Annotated in this window: 21 protein-coding genes; 6 read left to right on the top strand and 15 right to left on the bottom strand. The window is 50.3% G+C overall.

Annotation, left to right across the window (positions count from 1 at the left end):
* The first annotated feature begins 18 nt into the window (after positions 1-18).
* A complete protein-coding gene (locus tag JMW05_RS00505) occupies positions 19-1,317 on the top strand; it encodes an NAD(P)/FAD-dependent oxidoreductase (RefSeq protein WP_201503480.1) in 1,299 nt (432 codons plus the stop codon).
* 499 nt (positions 1,318-1,816) lie between these two features.
* Here the strand turns inward: JMW05_RS00505 and JMW05_RS00500 are convergent, their stop codons facing one another.
* From JMW05_RS00500 to JMW05_RS00460, 9 genes are all read right to left on the bottom strand, one after another.
* Positions 1,817-2,743, bottom strand: coding sequence for a flavin reductase family protein (locus tag JMW05_RS00500; protein ID WP_201503479.1), 927 nt, complete (start codon positions 2,741-2,743; stop codon positions 1,817-1,819).
* 162 nt (positions 2,744-2,905) lie between these two features.
* Entirely contained in the window at positions 2,906-3,859 is a 954-nt protein-coding gene (locus JMW05_RS00495; RefSeq protein WP_201503478.1) for a PDR/VanB family oxidoreductase, read from the bottom strand.
* 130 nt (positions 3,860-3,989) lie between these two features.
* A complete protein-coding gene (locus tag JMW05_RS00490) occupies positions 3,990-4,733 on the bottom strand; it encodes an SDR family NAD(P)-dependent oxidoreductase (RefSeq protein ID WP_201503477.1) in 744 nt (247 codons plus the stop codon).
* A 26-nt stretch (positions 4,734-4,759) separates the two neighbouring features.
* The gene (locus JMW05_RS00485; protein ID WP_201503476.1) at positions 4,760-5,233 is read right to left on the bottom strand and encodes an aromatic-ring-hydroxylating dioxygenase subunit beta; all 474 of its coding nucleotides are present in this window, start codon (positions 5,231-5,233) and stop codon (positions 4,760-4,762) included.
* 2 nt (positions 5,234-5,235) lie between these two features.
* Positions 5,236-6,519, bottom strand: coding sequence for an aromatic ring-hydroxylating oxygenase subunit alpha (locus JMW05_RS00480; protein ID WP_201503475.1), 1,284 nt, complete (start codon positions 6,517-6,519; stop codon positions 5,236-5,238).
* 73 nt (positions 6,520-6,592) lie between these two features.
* Positions 6,593-7,111, bottom strand: coding sequence for a nuclear transport factor 2 family protein (locus JMW05_RS00475; RefSeq protein WP_201503474.1), 519 nt, complete (start codon positions 7,109-7,111; stop codon positions 6,593-6,595).
* A gap of 46 nt (positions 7,112-7,157) precedes the next feature.
* On the bottom strand, positions 7,158-7,517 hold the full coding sequence (locus JMW05_RS00470) for an IacB protein (protein WP_201503473.1): 360 nt from the start codon (positions 7,515-7,517) through the stop codon (positions 7,158-7,160).
* A 93-nt stretch (positions 7,518-7,610) separates the two neighbouring features.
* Entirely contained in the window at positions 7,611-8,747 is a 1,137-nt protein-coding gene (locus tag JMW05_RS00465) for an acyl-CoA dehydrogenase family protein (RefSeq protein ID WP_201503472.1), read from the bottom strand.
* A gap of 40 nt (positions 8,748-8,787) precedes the next feature.
* Complete coding sequence (locus JMW05_RS00460) at positions 8,788-9,978, bottom strand: amidase (protein ID WP_201503471.1); 1,191 nt, start codon at positions 9,976-9,978, stop codon at positions 8,788-8,790.
* Positions 9,979-10,106: 128 nt separating this feature from the next.
* Between JMW05_RS00460 and JMW05_RS00455 the strand changes: the two genes are divergently transcribed.
* Positions 10,107-10,598: a MarR family winged helix-turn-helix transcriptional regulator gene (locus JMW05_RS00455; protein WP_201503470.1), complete on the top strand. Its 492-nt coding sequence runs from the start codon at positions 10,107-10,109 to the stop codon at positions 10,596-10,598.
* 234 nt (positions 10,599-10,832) lie between these two features.
* Here JMW05_RS00455 and JMW05_RS00450 read toward each other — a convergent pair whose 3' ends face one another.
* Together JMW05_RS00450 and JMW05_RS00445 are read right to left on the bottom strand one after the other, a co-directional pair.
* Entirely contained in the window at positions 10,833-11,876 is a 1,044-nt protein-coding gene (locus tag JMW05_RS00450) for a TRAP transporter substrate-binding protein (RefSeq protein WP_201503469.1), read from the bottom strand.
* Between the two features lie 421 nt (positions 11,877-12,297).
* Positions 12,298-13,215 carry a LysR family transcriptional regulator gene (locus JMW05_RS00445; protein WP_201503468.1) on the bottom strand — a complete coding sequence of 306 codons (918 nt, stop codon included), beginning with the start codon at positions 13,213-13,215 and terminating at the stop codon, positions 12,298-12,300.
* A gap of 225 nt (positions 13,216-13,440) precedes the next feature.
* Between JMW05_RS00445 and JMW05_RS00440 the strand changes: the two genes are divergently transcribed.
* The 4 genes from JMW05_RS00440 (at position 13,441) to JMW05_RS00425 (ending at position 17,027) form a co-directional block, all read left to right on the top strand.
* Entirely contained in the window at positions 13,441-14,577 is a 1,137-nt protein-coding gene (locus JMW05_RS00440) for a muconate/chloromuconate family cycloisomerase (protein ID WP_201503467.1), read from the top strand.
* Positions 14,578-14,624: 47 nt separating this feature from the next.
* Positions 14,625-14,915, top strand: a complete 291-nt coding sequence (gene catC / locus JMW05_RS00435; RefSeq protein WP_201503466.1) for a muconolactone Delta-isomerase — start codon at positions 14,625-14,627, stop codon at positions 14,913-14,915.
* 119 nt (positions 14,916-15,034) lie between these two features.
* The gene (gene catA, locus JMW05_RS00430; protein WP_201503465.1) at positions 15,035-15,958 is read left to right on the top strand and encodes a catechol 1,2-dioxygenase; all 924 of its coding nucleotides are present in this window, start codon (positions 15,035-15,037) and stop codon (positions 15,956-15,958) included.
* Between the two features lie 238 nt (positions 15,959-16,196).
* On the top strand, positions 16,197-17,027 hold the full coding sequence (locus JMW05_RS00425; RefSeq protein ID WP_201503464.1) for a SphA family protein: 831 nt from the start codon (positions 16,197-16,199) through the stop codon (positions 17,025-17,027).
* A gap of 29 nt (positions 17,028-17,056) precedes the next feature.
* On the opposite strand, the gene JMW05_RS00420 is transcribed toward JMW05_RS00425, so the two are convergent.
* From JMW05_RS00420 to JMW05_RS00405, 4 genes are all read right to left on the bottom strand, one after another.
* Positions 17,057-17,281 carry a hypothetical protein gene (locus JMW05_RS00420; RefSeq protein WP_201503463.1) on the bottom strand — a complete coding sequence of 75 codons (225 nt, stop codon included), beginning with the start codon at positions 17,279-17,281 and terminating at the stop codon, positions 17,057-17,059.
* A gap of 34 nt (positions 17,282-17,315) precedes the next feature.
* Positions 17,316-18,770: an aldehyde dehydrogenase family protein gene (locus tag JMW05_RS00415; RefSeq protein WP_201503462.1), complete on the bottom strand. Its 1,455-nt coding sequence runs from the start codon at positions 18,768-18,770 to the stop codon at positions 17,316-17,318.
* 141 nt (positions 18,771-18,911) lie between these two features.
* Complete coding sequence (locus tag JMW05_RS00410; protein ID WP_201503461.1) at positions 18,912-20,201, bottom strand: TRAP transporter large permease; 1,290 nt, start codon at positions 20,199-20,201, stop codon at positions 18,912-18,914.
* A complete protein-coding gene (locus JMW05_RS00405) occupies positions 20,198-20,725 on the bottom strand; it encodes a TRAP transporter small permease (protein WP_201503460.1) in 528 nt (175 codons plus the stop codon). Before JMW05_RS00405 ends, JMW05_RS00410 begins: the two co-directional genes overlap by 4 nt.
* Positions 20,726-20,795: the final 70 nt, after the last annotated feature.

The following is a 20,795-nucleotide window of genomic DNA, read 5'->3' as shown; positions in this document are numbered from 1 at the left end:
ACAAGGAGTAGCGCACTCATGGCACCTATCATCAACCCCATTCGCAACCTTGACACCCAGCTACCACCATCGACCACCGTGGTCATCATCGGTGGCGGAATTGTCGGATTGACCGCGGCGCTGACCCTTGCCGAACGTAACGTGCCTGTGGTACTGCTCGAAAAAGGACGCATCGCAGGGGAGCAGTCCTCGCGCAATCTTGGCTGGGTGCGTAAAACCAATCGTCACCCAAAAGACATCCCTCTAGCGCTGGCGGCAGACAGACTGTGGTCTGAGATGCCCGAGCGTACGCAAGCGGATGTCGGCTATCGCCAATCGGGGATTTTGTTCATCGGTAGGACGCCTGAAGAGCTTGCCAGTTATAAAAAGTGGCATGACGAAACACAATCGCTTAATCTTGGCTCACGTATGCTCACGGCAAAAGAGATTGATGAGATGGTGCCGAACGGGCGCGGTCAATGGGCGGGCGGCATCTATACCGCCACTGATGGACGCGCCGAACCGACGATGGCGGCGAGCGCGATTGCCAATGCGGCGATTGCCAAAGGCGCGATCATCATAGAAAATTGCGCCGTGCGCTCCTTATGCATCAACGACGACCGCGTGGAGGGCGTATTTACAGAACACGGCGAGATTGACTGCGACGAGGTACTGCTGGCAGGGGGCATGTGGTCACGGCGCTTTTTAGGCAATATGGATATCAGCCTGCCGACCCTGCCTGTCATCTGCTCGGTACTCAAAACCAAGCCGATGGATATTGACTTTCAGCCTGCTGTTGGCGCGGCGGACTTTTCGTTTCGCAAACATATCGATGGCGGCTATATCATCACCCAACGCGGCAAATTAGACGCGCCTTTGACCCTTGATCATTTATTAATTGGCATGAAGTTTTTACCCATGCTAAAAGGTCAGCACAACTTTTTAAAAATTGGGCTGGGCAAATACTTTTTAAGTGACTTATTGCTTGCGCGCCACTGGGAAGCCAATAGCATCTCACCATTTGAGAAAGTCCGTACCATGGACCCCAAGGTCAGCGAGGTACTGAACCGCGCCGCCTTGAATAATCTGCGCGCCGCATGGCCTGACTTTGAACGCGCCGAGATTGAATCGCAGTGGAGCGGTATGATTGACATCACACCCGACTCAAATCCCGTTATCGACCGCGTTGACAACCTGCAAGGCTTAACCATCGCCACAGGGTTTTCGGGACATGGCTTTGGCACCTCGCCTGCCGCAGGTCAATTGGCAGCGGATTTGGTCATGCGTAGCGATACGCCACTGATTGACCCGGCGCCCTATCGTTTTTCGCGGTTTTAATCGCTCATATGCACGCTCGGTTGTGCATCGACACGACTTAATAGAGCATTTAAGAAACACCTAACATACCCTATCAGACCACATTGTCATCCCAGCGATGTGGTTTTTTTATGATTCTTTTTTGGTTGCCATCACTTTTACTGTTTATTGATACCATTTATACCGCTGACGGCTAGGCTTTTATTTTGGCTCTATGACTTAAAAGGCAGACGACGTATTAACGGTGTACTGGGGCATCTATCGATGTTAAGTGCGCTGATTACCGTGCCTGAATATAAATAAGGTAATGCTCGCATTGATAACAGTGACATTTATAAAGACCACGTAGCAGAGACTCAGCGGCTTATTGCTTGCCCTGTCATCACAGGGCTTAACTGGCTGTAAGTGACTTGATTAAGCCAAAAAAAACCCACTGTACGCAGGGATATCGTACAGTGAGCAAAAGGTAAATGAAAAAAGTGGCTGAAAATCAGATGAAGGTAGTGGTTAATAGTGCCAATTACAGATGCTCGCGGCAGTATAAATGGCGCAGCGTCTCTTTCATATCATTATAGTTATCAGCGCCGACACGACTCGCCAGCTCTTGTTTGTACTGTTTTTCGATAGACAACAGCTTTTGCGCGCGGTTAATGCCCGCTTCGGTCAGCTCTGCCGTTTGCTCATCACACTGCACATGCGCGCCCATACTGGTGAGCGAGTCGAGCAAGTCGCGTCTGGGCTGCATGACGAACACGCCCAAGCTGTCCAAATCCAGCGCATTGCCGTCGGCAAGACAAGCATAAATGCGCCACAGCTCAGGACTGACGCCTTCTGCTTCGTTTAAGCGCTTATAAAACACTTGGCTCAGCTGATTGTACGAGGCGCGCAATAAGTACAAGATATGGTCTTCTAAAAACTCATGCTGGCTTAACACGTCGACTTGTTTAGTGTTCAGCACATCGTAGTGCGGGCTGGCTTGAGAATAAGAGCCCTGAGAAAACACCAGCGGGCGCGCATTTTGCGTGACGCTATACTCCAGCACCTCGCCCACCATAATCAGATGATCGCCGCCCTCGTATACATTCCAGTTTTTGCATTGTAGCTGGGTCAACGCCTCAGGCAATAACGGACTGTCGCCAAGACCATGGGTGTAATCAATACCACTGAACTTGTCTTGACCGCGCCCTGCAAAGCGGTTGGAGATGGCAATCTGCTGATCGCTTAAAATATTGATGGCGAAATATTCACAGTTTTTAAAGGCGTCTAAGCTGTGCGCGTCTTTGTCAATGCTCCACAGCACCAAGGCTGGGCTCATCGAGACGGTATTAAAGCTGCTGGCGGTCACGCCAATGGGTTCGCCATCGGCAGTGCGTGTGGTGATGACGGTCACCCCTGTGGGAAACTGGCTGAACACTTGGCGCAGCGCTTTGCTATCAAAATTGGACATGGTGTACTCCTTGTATTTAACGAAAGTCGTTTCACTAAAAATAAAGGGGCAACATGGCAATAGCGGTATAAATGCATTGATATGCCGCCCCTGTTGCTATCCGTAGCAATCAAATGTGTGGGGCTGTATGACAAGCCGATAGAGTTTTAACTAGGCAGCGTTTTAAATATCGAGCACCAACACGGAAGACTTGGCGCGGGAGCAGCATACGGCAATCTGATCGTTGTCCGCTTTTTCTTCATCGGTCAAAAACTGATCTCTGTGGTCAGGCTCGCCCTCGAGCACATCGACGATGCATGTACCGCAAATGCCTTGCTCGCACGACACCTGCACCTTGATACCCGCCTCAGACAGCGCTTGTACAATGGTTTGTGTGCCTGATACCGAGATGGTCTTGCCGCTTTGCTCCGCGACTACCGTGAATGCCTCGCCTGAGCTGTCCACGTCGACATTAAAATACTCAAAATGAATGTTGCGCTCTGCAAAGCCCATTGCCTTAGCACTGCTCATCACCCAGTCCATAAAGCCTGTCGGACCACAAGTATAAATATGCGTGCCTGCGCTCGGCGCACCGAAATCAATATCAGGTCGCAAGCGCTGGTCGTCGCCTAAGTCGTCACAATGCAAGCGTAAAGCGTCGCCAAAATCGCGCTGCAACTCGTCCAAGAACGCGACTTCTTTATGCGTGCGTACACAATAATGCAATGTAAACGACTTGCCCGCCGCCTTGAGCGCGTATGCCATGGCTATCATCGGCGTGATACCAATGCCGCCGCCCGCCAAAACGCTGTGCTCGGCAGTCATATCTAGCGGAAACAAGTTGTTCGGCGCGCTGATGGTGACGGTGTCCCCCACGTTTAGCTGCTCATGAATGGCAATAGAGCCGCCACGTGATTTGGGATCTTTTAAGATGCCCAAGCGGTAAAATGCCGTCTCCGTCGGCGCGCTACATAACGAATATTGGCGGATGGTATCATCATTGACATGCACGCTGATATGCGCGCCTGCGCTAAAGGCAGGTAATGGCGCGCCGTCTGGGTGTGCGAGGGTTAATGACACCACATCAGAAGACAGCATCCGTCTGTCGGTAATGATCGCTTTGATTAAATTATTCATAATGATAAGTCCTGTTAACAATCAGATTGAAGCGCTCAGCGTCCGTTGCCGACACCAATCACAGCACTTGCAACACTACTTGTGGGTTGTATGTCGCCGATTTGACCTTACTTTTACTGGTTCGATGCGCTTAACGCATGGATAAACCGCCGTTGGCATCCCACGTCGCCCCAGTCACCCCAAAGGCATCTCGCGACACCAACTGCGTGACCATCGCGCCGATAAAATCAGGGCTGCCCAGCGCCTTGACGGGAATGACGTTGTCTAATAAATGCGCAAGCTTCTCAGGCGATACCAGCTCATGTACGATGGGCAAATCCATCGGTCCTGGGGCGACGGCGTTTACCGTCACGCCTTTGGCAGCCAAATGACCGGCGAACACTTTGGTCATGGTGATGATGCCGCCTTTACTTGACGCATAATGCACCCCTGACGCTGTCCCGCCGTTTTGCCCCGCAAGCGACGCCATATTGACGATGCGCCCATAGTTTTTGTCGGCAAAATAAGCGCCAAACACTTGGCAACCAAACAAGGTGCCGCGCAAGTTGACGCGCAATACGTTGTCAAACTCTTCAGCCGTCACGTCCATGACGGGCGTGGTTAGGGTCATGGCGGCATTGTTTACTAAACCCTGCACGCCGCCAAAATACGCCTCAACATCAGAGAGCGCCTGCTTAAAATCTGCCTTTTGGGTCACGTCCAGCTTAAACCCTGCCACCAGCGATGTATCCTCGCTGAGCGTCTGAGCAGCGGCAGCGGCTTTGTCTTGGCTGACATCGGTGATGGCAACGCGAAAACCGCTGTTTAACAAGGCTTTGGCGATACATGCGCCCAAGCCCTGCCCTGCTCCTGTTATGACAATGACGTCTTTCATAGTGATGTACTCCTAACAGATAGCGGTTACAGGATATAGCTGATGGTACGCAGGTAATCTTCAGCGTTAATCAGCTTGACCACTTTTTGGGCAATGGCAAAGCTGTCGCCGCTGGGTATCAGCTGATATTCCACATTGGCGACATATTGCTTCATGACGCCCAGACGGCTTTCGTTAATCAATAACGCACAGCGCGCTTCGATGACATCTTCCACTTGATTGACGCGCAGTCTTGACGTCAGACGAATCGTACCGCCGTTACTCTCGACCGAGACCGACTCGCCGCTGAGCAGACGCGCCACACGCATACGGCGCATGTCGGCATCATCATAGGCATAGTTCAAGCGGCTGCCGTAGTCGTCATCTGAGGTGTCGATAGGCACGACATACATGCCATCGTCTTGCCATAGCGGCAGCCATGCGTCGTAATTTTTGGCGTCCAATAGGCTGTTTTCGTAGTCAATAAATGCTGAGACACTGACATATAATTCGTTATTCATGGTTACGCTCCTTGCTCTGCTGCGTTCATCATTTTGACCCACTGCTTGTACGCCGCTTTCATACCGATTTCTGAACAAACGGTGCTGTAGTCATTGCCCATATCGTTTTGTTGTACCAAATTTTGCCCACGGTTGACCAAAATCCATTCGCTCATGCCGCTGCCAGCGCCTTTTTGCACGCGCTCCCACGCTTCAGAGTCGTCAGGCGTACCAAAGCCCATCGGTCCTTGAAAGTGCTCATGCAAGCGGATACGGGTTTTGTTAAAGGCGCTAGGCGCACCGTCACCACCAATCGCAATGTGCTGAATTTCGGTTTCATTGACGGAGATGGGCGCAAGCACGCGGAAGAACGCCATGGAGCACGCGACATTCGGGAATAGATTTAAGTTAAAGCCTGAACCTGCGGCAGCGCGTACCAAACGGCGTACCTTGTCATCGTCATGACCTTCGGCGCGCAGCTCGGCGGCGAGCGCTTCAAAACGCGCAGGGATGGGGTCGTCTAGGTTTTCTTCCAAATCAACCAGCTCAGGAATCATCACCATAACGCTGTGACCGTTGCCCAAGTCTTCGACAAAACCATCGCCTTCTAAAAAGTCAAAAATCTCTGCCGTATCGCCATCGAGTGAGGAGATAAACGATTTGTGAATGATGGGAAAGTGATAAGCATCGGTGGTGTTTTCGAGCTGAATCTTCCAGTTGCCAGGGAAGCGGAAACGGTGCTCACCCAAGGTTTTGATGGGATAGCCGCCACCTTGTTTCATAAACAAGTCCATCCATTTTTTCGCGCCGCCTAAAAAGTCCTCTAGCGGCTCAATGTCCTTGTTAAAGGTGGCAAAAATCATACCCTGATACGATTCCATACGCAGGCTGATTAGCGGCAGCTCTTCTTTATCAACCACCCCTTCGTACGGTCCTGCAATCGGGATGGCGCGCAGTGTGCCGTCTTGACCATAGCCCCAGCCATGGTACGGGCAAACGAAGCTGCGCGCGTTGCCTTTGTGCTTTTCGCAGATGGTCGCGCCGCGATGGCGGCAGCGGTTTAGCAGGACATGGATGTCCATTTTTCTATCGCGTGAGACGATGACTGAATGACGACCGATACGCGCGGTCTTATAATCGCCTTTGTTGGGTATCTCGCTCTCATGCGCGACCCATACCCATGTATTGTCAAAGATGGCGTCCATTTCTTTGTCAAACAGTTCGCTGTCGGTGTACATCTCCGACTGTACTTTGTCCCCTTCAGGGGTGACCATTTGGTTCACTGGAATCCGTTTTTGGTTTAACATCGTTGTCTCTCCTTGATACGTGAATACGTTTGATGCTGTTGATACGTTGATGACGGTCGTGCTTATGTCATGATTACTCTGGGGTAGGCAGTGCTTTGTCTACATCCCACGGGGTGTCCATCGGACGATTGAACAGGCTTTCTGTCTGAAAGTGTTGAATCTTCCATTGCTCGTTATCGAGCGTAAAATTGACACGCAAACGGGCGCTGCTCAGCTGCGAGCGACCGTCTTGAAACGTTGCGGTTTGCAATAGCAGCCATGTGCCGACTGCCGTGTCGTTTGACACATGAATCTGCTCATTGGTCAAAAAGTGCGCGTTCGTCACAAAATGCGCGGGCGGCTGGGTATATTTGGCGAACATATTGGCAATCGCGTCTTTGCCTTCATACGCGCCAAAGGTCTTAGCATAACGCTTGCCCACCCCTTGCCACACCGCATCTGTCGCGAACAAATCCATCAGTAATGACAAGTCAAAGCCCACATCCAGTACATCGCACAGCGACATATAGCGCTGCATACATTCGCGTACGGCTTTTTCTTGCTCTAGCGCCCACAGGCGTTGACTGAGGCTGGCTACAGTTGGTTTTGTCATTGTCGTTACCTACAGTTATCGAATGCGTTATCAAGTGAATGGCGGATTATTCAGGCACGACCAGCTTGCGACCGATACGCGCCTCGACCTTGCAATATTTCCACAGCTTGTACGTGCCATCGCCGACAGGAATGGTTCTAAAGAAATTACACGCGGCAATGACAGTTTCGATATCAGGCACATCCGCCATGATGTATGCCATCCAAGGCGCTGCCGCTGCTGCACCGACCTGCAAGCGATCGTCGTCCATGATGCCCAAAATGGTAACGCCAGGCAGTTCATCGACGTTTTGCATCATTTGGCTAAATGCCTGCCAGACGTCTTTCATTTCGGCGGCGGGCGCGTCCATAAAGTTTTGATTGATACCAATACAAAACAGTACGCGGTGGGTGTCTAATTTTTCCATGAGAGTATCCTTTTTAATCTAGTGGTGATTTGGTGGCTCGTTAATGGTGAGTTGCTGGTTGAATCGGGTAAATGTGCTTTGTTTAACAAGGGCTTATAAATAGCCTGGATAAGGCGCATGATTAAATGCCATCGCGCCTGCATTTCTAAAGGTAATCTCGCCCATAAAGGCATGTTGACCGACGAGTGACGCATCGCGGTAAATGCGTGTCATGGCGTGACTGTTGTCCGCGCTGGTCATGCCCATCAGCTTATACACCGTGTTGACTACGCCGACACACTCGTGTGTCAGGTGCGAGCTGGACAAGCGCAATAGGCTGATTTGGGCATCGCTTGGCGTCTCGCCTGCCATGATGGTGTCCCAAACGGCCTCAGTCGCTTGGTAAAAAAACGCCTTACTCGCCAGCATCTTTGCCTCAGCCTTACCAATCGCAATCTGCACATATTCGCGCTCGCCAAGATTGGGCGCGCCTGTGACGGACTTGCGCGCGCCCGCCTCACTGGTGATGATGTCCAAGGCTTCGCGGGCAAGACCCAGCGTGGTCACAGCCAGTACTTGCGTGGCAAGCGATAGCGGTGGGTATTTAAACAACGGCTCGGTTAAAGTGATGTCGCCGCCACGGATAAAGCTCCATTCTTTGGGCACGATGACATTCTCCGCGACCACGTCATGGCTGCCTGTGGCACGCATCCCAATCATGTCCCACGTCTCATCAATCTGTAAGGACTCGGCAGGCATGACCGCGATGCGCGGTAGTGCGCCTTCGGTCTCAGGCTTGATGCCCACACCAATCAGTGACGCACCCATACAGCCGCTGGCAAACTTCCAGCGTCCCGACACCACGTAGCTGTCGTCACGCACTTCGGCAGGGCGCACGGGAAAAATCGCCCCAGCAAACACCACATCAGGCGTATCTGCCCAGACCTTTTCAATCGTCGGCATCGGCAGACCGCCCAAATAAAACGGATTCATGCCAAAGCTTGCGACCCAGCCTGCCGAGCCGTCTGCCATCGCGATGGTCTCAATCAGGCGTAAAAAATCGGTTGGGCTGCGCTCATCGCCGCCAAAACGCTTGGGCACAAAGGCGCGGTACACGCCAATGGCTTTAAAACGCTCAATAATGTCTTGGTCAATGTGGCGCTGTTTTTCACAGTCGTCAGCGCGCTTACGAATGTCATCGAGCAGCGCGTCAAGGTCTGGATGTTCAATAAGGGGAGTAATCGTGGTCATAGAAATTCCTTTTTCGTATGGATGTCCATAATGCGGCAGCTTATCGCGCAGCGGTCGTCAAGTTGGGTGAAAGTAAAGCCGTCAAACGCTCGGCAAGCGCACAGACAAAGGCATCGTCACCTTTGCGCCCGACCAATTGCAGGCTGATGGGAAAATCAAAATCAGAATGACAAGGCAGCGCGTAGGCGGGATATCCTGACAGATTAAACGGGCGTACCAGCTTGGAGGCGGTGACATCGGTCTTGCCTGCCAAAGCATCCGCAAGCGTCATCGGCGCATTGGGTAGCGTGGGCAGTGCCAGCACGCGGGTGTCTGCCAGCAGCGCATCGATTTGGGCGCTAAAGATGGCGCGAACGTATTCGGCCTCTAGCAGTTCGCTGTCGGTGGTGCGACTGGCTTTTTCTAGACGTGTGGCGACATCATCCCCAAGCTTGCCTGTAGCATAAAAGTCTTTGCACGCCAGCCACGTTTCGCGGTTAATGATACTAAGACCTGCCTGAAACGCTGCGTCTAAACCCGCGCATTCGACAGGTTTTAACGTAATGCGCGGATGCGCTGTTGCTGTTGTCGTTGTTGCGTCATGCTGGGTCAGCGCCGCTTTAATCGTCGCTGTAATGCGGGTATCGGCATCCACCGACAGCCAGCCCAGCGTCAATGTGTCTTGCTCTAACAGGGCAACATCTGCGGGCGATAATGGCGCAAACTCAGGTGCAATCGCTTGCATAGTGCGGGTAATCAACTCAGGCTTGGCGGCAAACACCCCCACACAATCCAAAGACGATGCGCTTGGCCACACCCCTGCTCGACTGACCAACCCAAAGGTCGGCTTAAAGCCATAAATACCGCAGCACGCCGCAGGCATACGCACCGAGCCACCTGTATCCGTACCAATCGCGACCGCCACTTGACCACTTGCCACCGCGGTTGCCGAGCCGCTCGATGAGCCGCCAGGAATCAAATTAGGATATAATGGATTGACTGGTGTACCATAACTGCGATTGACGCCCGTCATGCCAAAGGCAAGCTCATGCATGACCGTTTTGCCCACAATAGAAAAGTGATGTTGTTTCAGACGCTCCACCACAGTGGCGTCTTTTTTTGCAGGCGGCGCATTAAGGCAGGCATCGCTACCGAGCTGCGTGGGCGTCCCTGCAATATCGATACTGTCCTTTATCGCCACCGTTAGCGAATCGACGTCCGATACAGGGAATACAGTGGTGAAATCATTCATGTTGAATCCTTTCAATTCATGGCTTAATTGAAAGTATCTTAAAATTTAGTTGAAATGTCAAATACTTTGACTATAATTATTTTTATTTTTATAAAAAACAGACATTTAAATCATTAGGAAGCATAAAAGTGCACACAGAAAAATCACAATATATCCCCGATAGCGACGACTTTGATCACCGTAAATACCCTTTTTACTGGGTCGCACGCCTTGAATCTCTTTACAATATCGAAATGGAAAAAACCCTAAAGCCAATAGGTATGGACACCTCGCGCTGGCGTGTTGGGCTGCTACTCAGAGAACATGAGACCCTAGCGATATCAGAGATTTCTAACGAAGCATTAATGAAGATTCCAACGACCACCAAAATCGTGCAGCGTATGGAGAAAGAGGGCTTGGTCAAGGTGTTTAAGCAAGCCAGTGATGGACGCGTGCGCCTCGTTAAACTGACCAAGGAAGGTCGAGATCAGGTCAATTTGATTATCAAGACGACCGCGCCTATGCTTGAGAACTTATTTTCTAAATTCTCTAAAGAAGAATTGGATACTTTTTTGAGGCTCAGTCAAAAGCTTTTTGATAATTTAGAAAACAAGTTAGAAAATAACGAATCTATTGATTAATGACCGTTATCATAAATCAACTAAAAATTACCAGACGACAAAAAATACCAGCCGTTTATTTTTAATATGCCATTCGCTTTTATACCGCCTCAATAAAAATAGAGTCGTAAAAATAGAATGGTATCATTAAAACAATGCTGGTTTAAAATAACTGTCGTATCCATAACTTACTATCGGTTTTTATTAAACGCCAGTAACCGTGACAAGACAGAACCAACCCGCGCCGCGTGTGCCTTACGATTGACATGCGGCGCTGGCGGCTTTGGCTTGGTCATAGACCGACTGGGCATCTAGTCCCATGGCACTGACATCTGCCAGATACTTTTTCGTGCCCGCCTCTAGCGGCACTTTCCATTGCGGGTCGCTCAGCGGATTGGGGATATCAATCATCACATCACCACGCGCGCGCGCTTCGCTGCTGTATTTTTCGGCTTCCGTATCAAACACTTGGGCGGCAACATCAGACATGGCTTTGTCTGTATTGTCGTCTAAGATTTTCTTCAGATCGGCAGGCAGCTTGTCATATTTGTCCTTATTCATCGTCACCACCAATGCCGAGCTGTAAAAAGGCATGTTGGTATGCGTGTTGACGATGTCGGTCAGTTTAAAAGAGCCTGTCGGACTCCACGGAAATGCCATGCCATCGACCACGCCGCGCTGTAATGAGGTATACAAGTCGGTCGCAGGCAAGCCAACAGGTGCGCCCCCTGCCGCTTCAATAATCTCACCACCGATGGCAGACGGACGGCGAATGCGTAGCCCTTTTAAATCTGCGGGCGTGCGTATTGGTTTATCGATAGTGTGTAAGGTCGCAGGCTCGCTGCCAATCATAAACAGCAGATGCGTGTCGTCATATTCTTTGGCAATCACGCCGTCATCGTAGAGCTTTTGGAGCATACAGCTCATTTGGGCGGCGGAATTTGACAGACCAGGCAGCTCGGCAATTTGCGTCAGGGGAAAGCGACCATTGATATAGCCTTGCACCTGCACACCCAAATCGACCGTCCCTTTGGCTACCGCATCATAGGTTGCGTCAGGCTTACTGAGTGTGGCAGAGGGATAAATTTCGATTTTTAGGCGACCGCCTGATTCTTCCTCGATTTTCTTAGCCCATGGCACAAACGCATCGGTATGCATCACAGCAGATGCGGGCCACAAATGGGAGAATCGCAAGGTCGTCACGTCATCGGTCGCGGTGGTAGTGTTGTTTTCAGTTGAGCAAGCGCTAACACTGATGGCGGTAGCGAGTATGGCGGTTAAAGCAAAGGGGAGTTTCATAATCAGAATCCTTTCTTAGAATGTAAACTGCAAACACACCAAAAAACAAACTAAAGTTCTTATGTTATCATCCTTGATATACAAGAAAATCCGTTCGTATCTCTGTTTATTCCGTAAAATACTTTACATTTCAAATAAATTTAGCAGTCGCTTTAACCATTGTCAACGTAAAAAATCAAAAAATATGACTCTCTATTTGAAAAAATTATAAATTTTCTAAAAATTATAATAAAAACATAAAGATATTCTATGTATTCCATGCTGCTATCTCTAGAATTTATGAAAATATGAATATACCGTTTTAATAATAATTGAACTTTCAACCTATGCTTTCAAGGTATATTTAGCTGTATAGCCTTATCTGTCTTATCAACTCTTTACTTATCATCTATAACTTCAAAGCCATGCTCTAAGCGCATGCTTAAATAGCTTCGCGGGTATGCGTCACCCCTTCTTCTTCATAAATCTCATACAGCACGTCGAGCAATGTCGATAACAGCGCAGACTTATCAAAATGGCGCACATTCATAATGACAGGAGAGGTGAGCTGTCCATCTGCAAAAGGAAGATAACCGACTTCTTTGTCGCGTAAATGCTCAAGCGATTTGGGCACGATGGTGATGCCCTCACCTGCCGCCACCAAGCCAAGCGCCACATGCAGCTCGCTGACTTCAGTAAACGCGGTCGGCTCGAGATTGCGTGCCTCGAACAGTCCTAAAACATAATCGATAAACCCAGGGCGCGGCAGCTTGGGATATAACTGCAAGTTTTCATTGACCAAATCGGCAAGATCAATGCTGCTGCGCTGTTCTTGCATGATCGGATGCTCTAAAGGTAAGGCGACAACCAAGCTCTCTTCACGCAATACAATGCGTCTGACTGACGCATCATCGAACAGTAGCCTGCCAAAGCCCACGTCTATTTTGCCACTGGTGAGCGCTTGGGTTTGCTGCCATGAGTTCAGCTCGTGTAGCTTGATATTAATGTTTGGATAGACTTTGCGAAAACGCGCAATCGCACGTGGCAAGGTGCCGTATAGCATCGACGCGACAAAACCAATAGAGATAGCGCCGTCGAAGTGCGCTTTACGCATGGTCATCGCTCGTAAGTTGTCTGATTTTTTAATGATTTGTAGCGCATGGTCATAAAAAAATGTCCCCGCCTCGGTGAGCTTTAGCGGACGCTGCTCTCTGTCAATCAGCACCACACCCAGCTCTTCTTCCAATTGCTTGATTTGCCGACTAAGCGGCGGCTGCGAGATATACAGGCGCTCTGCTGCCTTATTAAAGCTCTTTTCTTCGGCAACAGCGATGAAATAGCGTAAATGTCTAAGCTCCATACCTTTTTCCTTTTCAGTTTTCGTTTCAGTTTGTCTTCATGACTGGCATTTCTTGATTAATAGGTGACTAAGAACCAAATACGGTTGTTAACAAGACAGCCCTTAGACTTACATTATACCTAAAAGGTATCAAATAGCACCCTAATAGGTCTTAGACAAAGTGACCCACGAAACATATAGTAAATAGCACGATTAAGGGATTTATCACATAGGATAAGGACAGTCATGATTCGTTCCATTCACACATTACTGGTGCCGATACCGACCATTCGAACGCACAAGCTCGCTTGCACAGTAATGAAAGAGCAAACTTTAGTTCTTGTTCATATCCAAACGGAAGATGGGCTTGAAGGCTGGGGTGAAGCCACCACTATTGGTGGGCTGAGCTACGCAGAAGAAAGCCCGCACAGTATCAAAACCAATATCGACACATATTTTGCGCCACTACTTATCAAAGAAGCGCCCACCTCTACCGCAAAAGCCATGCAACTGCTCAGTCAACACATCAGCGGCAACCGCTTTGCCAAGTGTGCAATAGAAACGGCATTGCTCGATATTGAGGGCAAACGTCTGGGCGTGCCTGTCAGCGAGCTTTTGGGCGGGCGCGTACGTGATACGCTCGGCGTAGCGTGGACACTCGCCAGCGGCAACACTGAAAAAGACATTGCTGAAGCCAAAGCAATGGTCGCCCAACAACGCCACCGTATCTTTAAGCTCAAAATCGGCAGCAACCCCCTTGAACAAGACCTAACTCATGTGCTGGCGATTAAAGATGCCCTGCCCGACTGCCGCATCACGGTGGACGTGAACCAAGCATGGACAGAGCTTGAGGCAATCAAGGGCATTAAGCGCTTGCAAGACGGTCACATTGACTTGATTGAGCAGCCCATCTCGATGCGCAATAAAGACGGTCTCAAGCGTCTAAAAGAGCACTTTGACGTGGCGATTATGGCAGATGAGATTGTGCAAGACCCACAAAACGCCTTTCATTTGGCAGCAGCACATTGTGCGGATGTGTTCGCGGTCAAAATCAACCAAGCAGGTGGACTCAAAGCAGGCTGCCTGATTGGGCAACTGGCGCATTTGGCAGGTATTGAGCTGTATGGCGGCACGATGCTTGAAGGTCCTATCGGTACGGCAGCTTCTGCACACGTGTTCTCAACCTTTCCGACTCTAAATTTTGATACCGAGCTGTTCGGTCCGCTTTTATTGACCGATGACATTTTGGTACGCCCACTGGATTACCATGATTTTAACTTAGACGTGCCGACTGGCGCTGGACTGGGCATTGAGGTAGACCGTGACAAGGTGAGCTACTACGCCAATAAGTATGCCAACCAAGCTCAGTCGCTAAACGGATAAAACGGACAGACAACGATTTCACATGAGCAGGTAATAAGGAGATTGCAATGCTATACCACGTACGTATGGATGTCGTGATACCGAGCGATATGGACGCCGAAACGCTAGCAAAACTCAAGGCGGACGAAAAAGCCTTATCGCAGCAACTACAAGCAGAAGGCAAATGGCGACATATCTGGCGCTTGGCAGGCGAGTATGCCAACTTTAGCATTTTCGATGTTGAGAGCCATGAAGCCCTACACGACATCATGATGTCGCTGCCCCTATACCCGTATATGCAAGTAGACGTCACGCCTTTGCTGCGTCACCCGTCTTCGATACGCAGTGACGACAGCTGATAAGGCATTGGCAACAGCCATAGGCTATTAGAGCAAAGCGCGACAATGACACCGTTGGGTTTGAGCAATAAACACCAAAAATGCAGCACTTTTGAACAGTCCTCAACAAGGAGAGAGACATGGAACACAAAGACATAGACGCCTTAGCAGAAAAATTCGTCAAAGGCAAAATCGACTTTCCAGAGCAAGTTAACCCACGCGTACAAGAGATTACGTTGCGCATCGTTGGCGACTTGATGAAAGCCATCAACGACTTGCACATTACCGCTGATGAATATTGGAGCGGTGTCGCCTATATCGGCGATTTGGGTAAAGAAGCGGGTCTACTATCACCAGGTTTGGGCTTTGATCATTTTATGGACTTAATGATTGAAGAAGACATGAAAGCGGCAGGCTTAGAGGGCGGCACAGTACGTACAATTGAAGGACCTTTGTACGTGGCGGGTGCGCCTGAGAGTCGTGGCTTTGCGCGTTTGGATGATGGCACGGATGACAAAGACAGCACCGTCTTATTTATGCAAGGCACGGTCTATGATGAGCAAGGTCAGCCCCTGCCTAACGCGAAAGTAGAAGTGTGGCACGCCAACAGCTTAGGCAATTATTCCTTTTTTGATGAGTCACAGTCTGAATTTAACCTACGCCGCACGATTCTCACCGATGAAAATGGCAACTACGCCTTTCGCAGTATCGTACCGCTCGGCTACTCTGTGCCGCCTGATGGCATGACACAAAAGGTGCTGGGCGCGCTCGGTCGTCATGGTCACCGCCCCGCGCACGTCCACTTTTTTGTGAGTGCCGATGGCATGCGCAAGCTAACCACGCAAATCAATATTGATGGTGATGAGTATCTGTGGGATGACTTTGCCTTTGCCAGTCGCGAAGGATTGGTGCCAGAGCTGACCATGGTCGATGATGCGGACACATTGGCAGAAAAAGGCTTGGATAAACCGTATGCCTCAATTGATTTTGATTTTCATCTGATCAAAGACAGCAAGCCTGAAGTGCAAGGCAGCGATGTCGAGCGCCGCCGCGTACAAGGCTAACGCGCGGTTATTGTTTAACGTCTATTAACTTTCATCAAAGCCCTACCCTTAATAAAGGCGCGGATTACTCCCCCAAAAAAGCGCCTTTAACCTGAGCATCTATTACTGTTTACTGTGCCCTTGATACTGCCTAGCGTGCGCTATCAAGCCTAGGTGTCAGCCATACCCGCATGGCTGATGGCAAAGCATTACCCACCATGACATCTCTTTTTATATCACTTATGAACAAGGAAGTTCCATGAAAACCATTATCAGCTCTCTTGCCGCCGCACTTGCTGCTGTCAGCCTACCGTTTGCCGCGCACGCTTCAGACTCGCAATATGTCCCTGGTCTAGAGGGCATCAAAGGCAGCGTACTGCCGCCTCCCGGTGTGTATTATCGGGGCTACTTGGCCAACTACAGCGCCGATAAAAACGAAGCCCTGCCCGATGGTGGCAAGGTTGATGTCACCGCGCTGGTCAATCGCGCCGTATGGGTCACCCCGCAAAAATTCTTGGGCGGTGATGTCATCTTAGACACGCTTGTGCCGCTGGTCAGCACCGATATCAAACTAAACGGCATTGCCGAAGACGACCGTACTGGGCTTGCCAATCTGTATGCCAGCGGACTGCTCGGCTGGCATGGCGAGCGCTGGGATGCGGTCGCAGGTGCAGGCTGGTACTTTGGTAACAGTGGCGACTTTTCGGTTGACCGCTTTGCCAGTCCTGCTAGAGATTATGATTCGCTGTCGTTTACCTTAGGCGGCAACGTCAAGCTCAATAAAGCAGGCGATATTGATTTTAGTGCGCTCGGCACTTATGAGATTCCGCAAGAGCATGGGCTGGATGAAGAGCTGATGATTGAGTGGGGACTGAGCAAAAGCTTTGGTACGCTGGATGTCGGTTTGGTCGGTTACAATACCTTTGAGACGGGCGCAGGCGATGAAAAACGTAACGCTATTGGTGTCTCGACCGCTTACTTCTCCCCTGAGTTGCTGCTCGGCGGGGATGTGGGCATCTATAAAGAATACTCAAACGAAAACACCTTTGAAGGCAACTTAATCAGAGGTTCATTAACCAAGGCATTTTAGGGCATTATTCATTCCTTGTTTAAATACGCTCATGTCGGCTGGCTAAAGCACTTCTTTTTATCCGCCGACTTTTCTTCTCCACTTCCGATCTCATGTTGCTCACTTCTTGTTTCCATAGGTGAGAATGTAGCAGCATTGAGGTTGGCTTTTTTACTTAGGCTATTTTTAAAACCTTTCATTATTTTTATGATCTTGTTCGCAATCACGCAGCCAAAACCAATAAGCAAAAAAAACCACAAGGCGCTATCAAACACAGAAACCTTGTGGGTTTTACTAACAATAAAAAGTTTAAATCGGATACTGGCGCTGCTCGGTCTGTATGGACACCCATTGATACGTAGTGAACTCATCAAAGCTGATATGACGACCGAAGCGCCCCAAGCCTGATGCTTTTTCGCCGCCAAAGGCAATGCGCGGCTCATCATTGACGCTTTGGTCATTGATATGCACCATACCTGTGCGCCAGCCTGCGGCAAACTTTTGCGCGCGCTTGATGTCTTTTGAGTGTACCGCGCCGCTGAGTCCCGCGTCGGTATCGTTCGCCAGTCTGAGCGCATCGTCATCGCCTTTATGGGCAATCAAGGTTGCGACAGGACCGAACATTTCAGTACGTGCTGAATACACGTCATTATTGCCTTTTAATACATACGGATGGACAAGTGCGCCATCGCGTTTGCCTTCCAGCAGCAGCTCTGCCCCTTCGTCAAGGGCGCGCTGTACGGCGTCTTCGACACGCTTGGCTTCACGCTCATCAATCAGTGGACCGACGAGCACATCAGGCTGCGCAGGGTCGCCGACGTTGAGCCCTTTGGTGTACTGGACAAATTTTTCGGCAAATTCATCAAAGATAGACTCATGCACGATGATGCGGTTAATCGACATGCAAATCTGCCCGCTGTGTAAGAAGCGCCCAAACACTGCCGAACGCGCCGCGTAATCGACATCGGCATCTTCAAGCACGACAAAGGCATTGTTGCCGCCAAGCTCTAGAATACAGCGTTTAATCGCGCCGCCCGCCTGCTCGCCGATACGCTTGCCGACCTCGGTTGAGCCTGTGAACGAAATCACACTCGGCACGGGGTTGGTGTACAGCGTATCGCCAATCTCAGACGTTTTTGGTACGACCACAGAAAGCACGCCTGCGGGCAGTCCCGCTTCTTCAAAGATTTTTGCCAGCAAAATACCGCCGCTAATCGGCGTGGTAGAGGCAGGCTTCAGAAGTACCGTATTGCCACTTGCCAGCGCTGTGACCACCGAACGCATCGCGAGCAGCATCGGGAAGTTAAAAGGACCGATGACGGTCACTACGCCGACAGGCTTACGGATAATGTGGTTGGACTTGTTAGGGATGGCTGAGCGCGCAATCACCGTTTCGAGCAAAAACGGATATTCAACCGCCAGCTTGATGACGCCGATACAGGCATCGACTTCGATATTGGCTTTGATGACGGTCGAGCCTGACTCGCGCACCAACACGTCGACCAGCTCATCACGGCGCTCAATCATCACTTGCGCGGCTTTTTCGATAATGCCGCTGACTTCATACGGGTTGGTCTCGCCCCATGCTTGCTGTTTTTTCTCAAGCGCGGCATAGGCATTGTTAATGTCATCGACGCTGGCGGCTTTGAACGTGGCAATCGTCTCACCTGTAAAAGGATTGCTGCTGACGATTTCATGGCTTGATTGACCGTCGCGCCAGTCGCCATCAATATAGTTGTAATGCAGATTATCGTATTTTGACATGGTTGTTCCTTATTTTTTTATAGAGACCGCCTATAGTGGCATATCGCACAGGGCGAAACGTATTTATACGCGGCAGGATTTGTAATGTTCTTTATATCAAGCAAAGCGATGCTTTTATAACCACAGTTGGTGTTGTTTGGCTTAACGTAGTAGCACCAGCGAAATAGCAGGAAACGCGACCAAAACCGCCAAGCGCACCACATCCGACACAATAAACGGCGCTACCCCGCGAAACATCTCCGAGAGCTTAATGTGCGGTGCCATCGCCTTAATCACAAAGATATTCATGCCCATCGGCGGCGTAATCAGACCCAGCTCGACCGTCAATACCGCGACAATCCCGAACCATACAGGGTCAAAGCCGAGTGCCAAAATGATGGGATAGACCACAGGAATGGTAATCACCAGCATCGCGAGCGCATCCATAAACAAGCCCAGTAAAAAATACATGGCCAAGATGCACAGCAGCACCACCATCGGACTGACCGCAAGCCCACCAATCCATGCTGCCAACGAATAAGACAAGCGCGAGACGGAGATAAAGTAGCCGAGCGCCTCTGCGCCAAGCAGCATAAAAAACACCACCGCCGACAGCGCCAAAGTCTCAATCAGCGACTGCTTGAGCCCTTCCATACGCATGCCTTTGACAAACGCATACGCCCACGCCGCAAACGCACCGACCGCCGCCCCTTCGGTTGGGGTAAACAAACCAAAGAAAATACCTGCGATAATGACAATAAAAATAAAGCTAAACGGTATCAGCCCCGTTAAGGACAAAAACTTATGCTTCCATGACGTGGGTTCGCCGCGCTTTGCCAAATGCGGCTTCCAGCGCACCATAATCATCACCGTGATGGAATACATCACCATGCCTAAGATACCTGGCAAAAAGCCTGCGATAAACATATCGCCGACCGACTGCTGGGTCAAAATGGCGTAGACCAGCAGCGCGATACTGGGTGGAATCATAATCCCAAGCGTGCCGCCCGCTGCCAAAATACCGCAGGCAAAACCTGGCTGATAGCCGTATTTTTCCATCTGCGGCAAAGCAACCTTGGTCATCGTTGATGCCGTCGCAAGCGATGAGCCTGAGATAGACGCAAACACGCCAGATGAGCCAATACCTGCAATACCCAAACTGCCGCGCACGCCCCCAAATATGGTGCGCGTGGCATCAAACAGCTTGCCTGCCATACCTGAATGCGTGGCAAACACGCCCATTAAAATAAATAAGGGAATGGCGCTAAAGTCATACTTTGCCAGCACATCGACAGGAATGTCTTTGAGCATTTGCAGCGCACCACCAGCGTCGGTGACCGCACCAAACCCCATCAACCCCACACCCAACATGGCAAGCGCCACGGGCACCCGTAAGGCGACCAGCAAAATCATGACGACCAAGCCTGTCGCACCAATCATTTCTGGACTCATGCGCCTGTCTCCTCAGCGTCAAAAAATTCACCCGTCTTAAAGATGGTGATGGATTCAATCAATGCGCGTACTGCCAAAAGCAGGCTCAGCACCGCACTGACCATATAAATAGGCATCATCGAGATGCTCAAATCTTGAGTGACCTTGCCGTACTCCAGCGCGTCCATACCGCTTTCATACAGTCCCCACGCAAACACCATGCCGATGGCAAAAAAGCCAAACATAAATATCGCCATCAGATAGCCTTTGATGGCTTGTGGCATTTTTTGGGTAAAGATATCCACGATGATTTGTGAGCGCTCAACAAAGGCAGCAAACGCCGCCAAAAGCGCAAACAGCATAAAATACGACACAATCTCGACCGTGCCTTTGACCGTAAAGCCAAACGAGCCATCGGTCAGCTTAAAGATATAGCGCGTGACCACATCGACCATGGTCATCATCACAATGATAATCAGGCTCAAACCGCCAATGAATTGGCAAAACTTGGAGATGCCTTGACTGAGTTTGGTTAAAGGCGTCATAGCACACCCCCGATACCATCAGCTGCGGCGCAATCTGCGCCAGCAGGGTCTGGAAAAGATAACTTGTCTT

It is taken from the genome of Psychrobacter aestuarii (assembly GCF_904846035.1).
Taxonomy (GTDB): Bacteria; Pseudomonadota; Gammaproteobacteria; order Pseudomonadales; family Moraxellaceae; genus Psychrobacter; species Psychrobacter aestuarii.
This window is presented reverse-complemented; position numbering and strand designations above follow the sequence as displayed.

Bases quoted from the DNA above. Each gene is read 5' to 3' on its own strand.
- JMW05_RS00505 (WP_201503480.1), top strand. From the start codon at position 19: ATGGCACCTATCATCAACCCCATTCGCAACCTTGACACCCAGCTACCA.
- JMW05_RS00500 (WP_201503479.1), bottom strand. From the start codon at position 2,743: ATGTCCAATTTTGATAGCAAAGCGCTGCGCCAAGTGTTCAGCCAGTTT.
- JMW05_RS00495 (WP_201503478.1), bottom strand. From the start codon at position 3,859: ATGAATAATTTAATCAAAGCGATCATTACCGACAGACGGATGCTGTCT.
- JMW05_RS00490 (WP_201503477.1), bottom strand. From the start codon at position 4,733: ATGAAAGACGTCATTGTCATAACAGGAGCAGGGCAGGGCTTGGGCGCA.
- JMW05_RS00485 (WP_201503476.1), bottom strand. From the start codon at position 5,233: ATGAATAACGAATTATATGTCAGTGTCTCAGCATTTATTGACTACGAA.
- JMW05_RS00480 (WP_201503475.1), bottom strand. From the start codon at position 6,519: ATGTTAAACCAAAAACGGATTCCAGTGAACCAAATGGTCACCCCTGAA.
- JMW05_RS00475 (WP_201503474.1), bottom strand. From the start codon at position 7,111: ATGACAAAACCAACTGTAGCCAGCCTCAGTCAACGCCTGTGGGCGCTA.
- JMW05_RS00470 (WP_201503473.1), bottom strand. From the start codon at position 7,517: ATGGAAAAATTAGACACCCACCGCGTACTGTTTTGTATTGGTATCAAT.
- JMW05_RS00465 (WP_201503472.1), bottom strand. From the start codon at position 8,747: ATGACCACGATTACTCCCCTTATTGAACATCCAGACCTTGACGCGCTG.
- JMW05_RS00460 (WP_201503471.1), bottom strand. From the start codon at position 9,978: ATGAATGATTTCACCACTGTATTCCCTGTATCGGACGTCGATTCGCTA.
- JMW05_RS00450 (WP_201503469.1), bottom strand. From the start codon at position 11,876: ATGAAACTCCCCTTTGCTTTAACCGCCATACTCGCTACCGCCATCAGT.
- JMW05_RS00445 (WP_201503468.1), bottom strand. From the start codon at position 13,215: ATGGAGCTTAGACATTTACGCTATTTCATCGCTGTTGCCGAAGAAAAG.
- JMW05_RS00440 (WP_201503467.1), top strand. From the start codon at position 13,441: ATGATTCGTTCCATTCACACATTACTGGTGCCGATACCGACCATTCGA.
- catC (WP_201503466.1), top strand. From the start codon at position 14,625: ATGCTATACCACGTACGTATGGATGTCGTGATACCGAGCGATATGGAC.
- catA (WP_201503465.1), top strand. From the start codon at position 15,035: ATGGAACACAAAGACATAGACGCCTTAGCAGAAAAATTCGTCAAAGGC.
- JMW05_RS00425 (WP_201503464.1), top strand. From the start codon at position 16,197: ATGAAAACCATTATCAGCTCTCTTGCCGCCGCACTTGCTGCTGTCAGC.
- JMW05_RS00415 (WP_201503462.1), bottom strand. From the start codon at position 18,770: ATGTCAAAATACGATAATCTGCATTACAACTATATTGATGGCGACTGG.
- JMW05_RS00410 (WP_201503461.1), bottom strand. From the start codon at position 20,201: ATGAGTCCAGAAATGATTGGTGCGACAGGCTTGGTCGTCATGATTTTG.
- JMW05_RS00405 (WP_201503460.1), bottom strand. From the start codon at position 20,725: ATGACGCCTTTAACCAAACTCAGTCAAGGCATCTCCAAGTTTTGCCAA.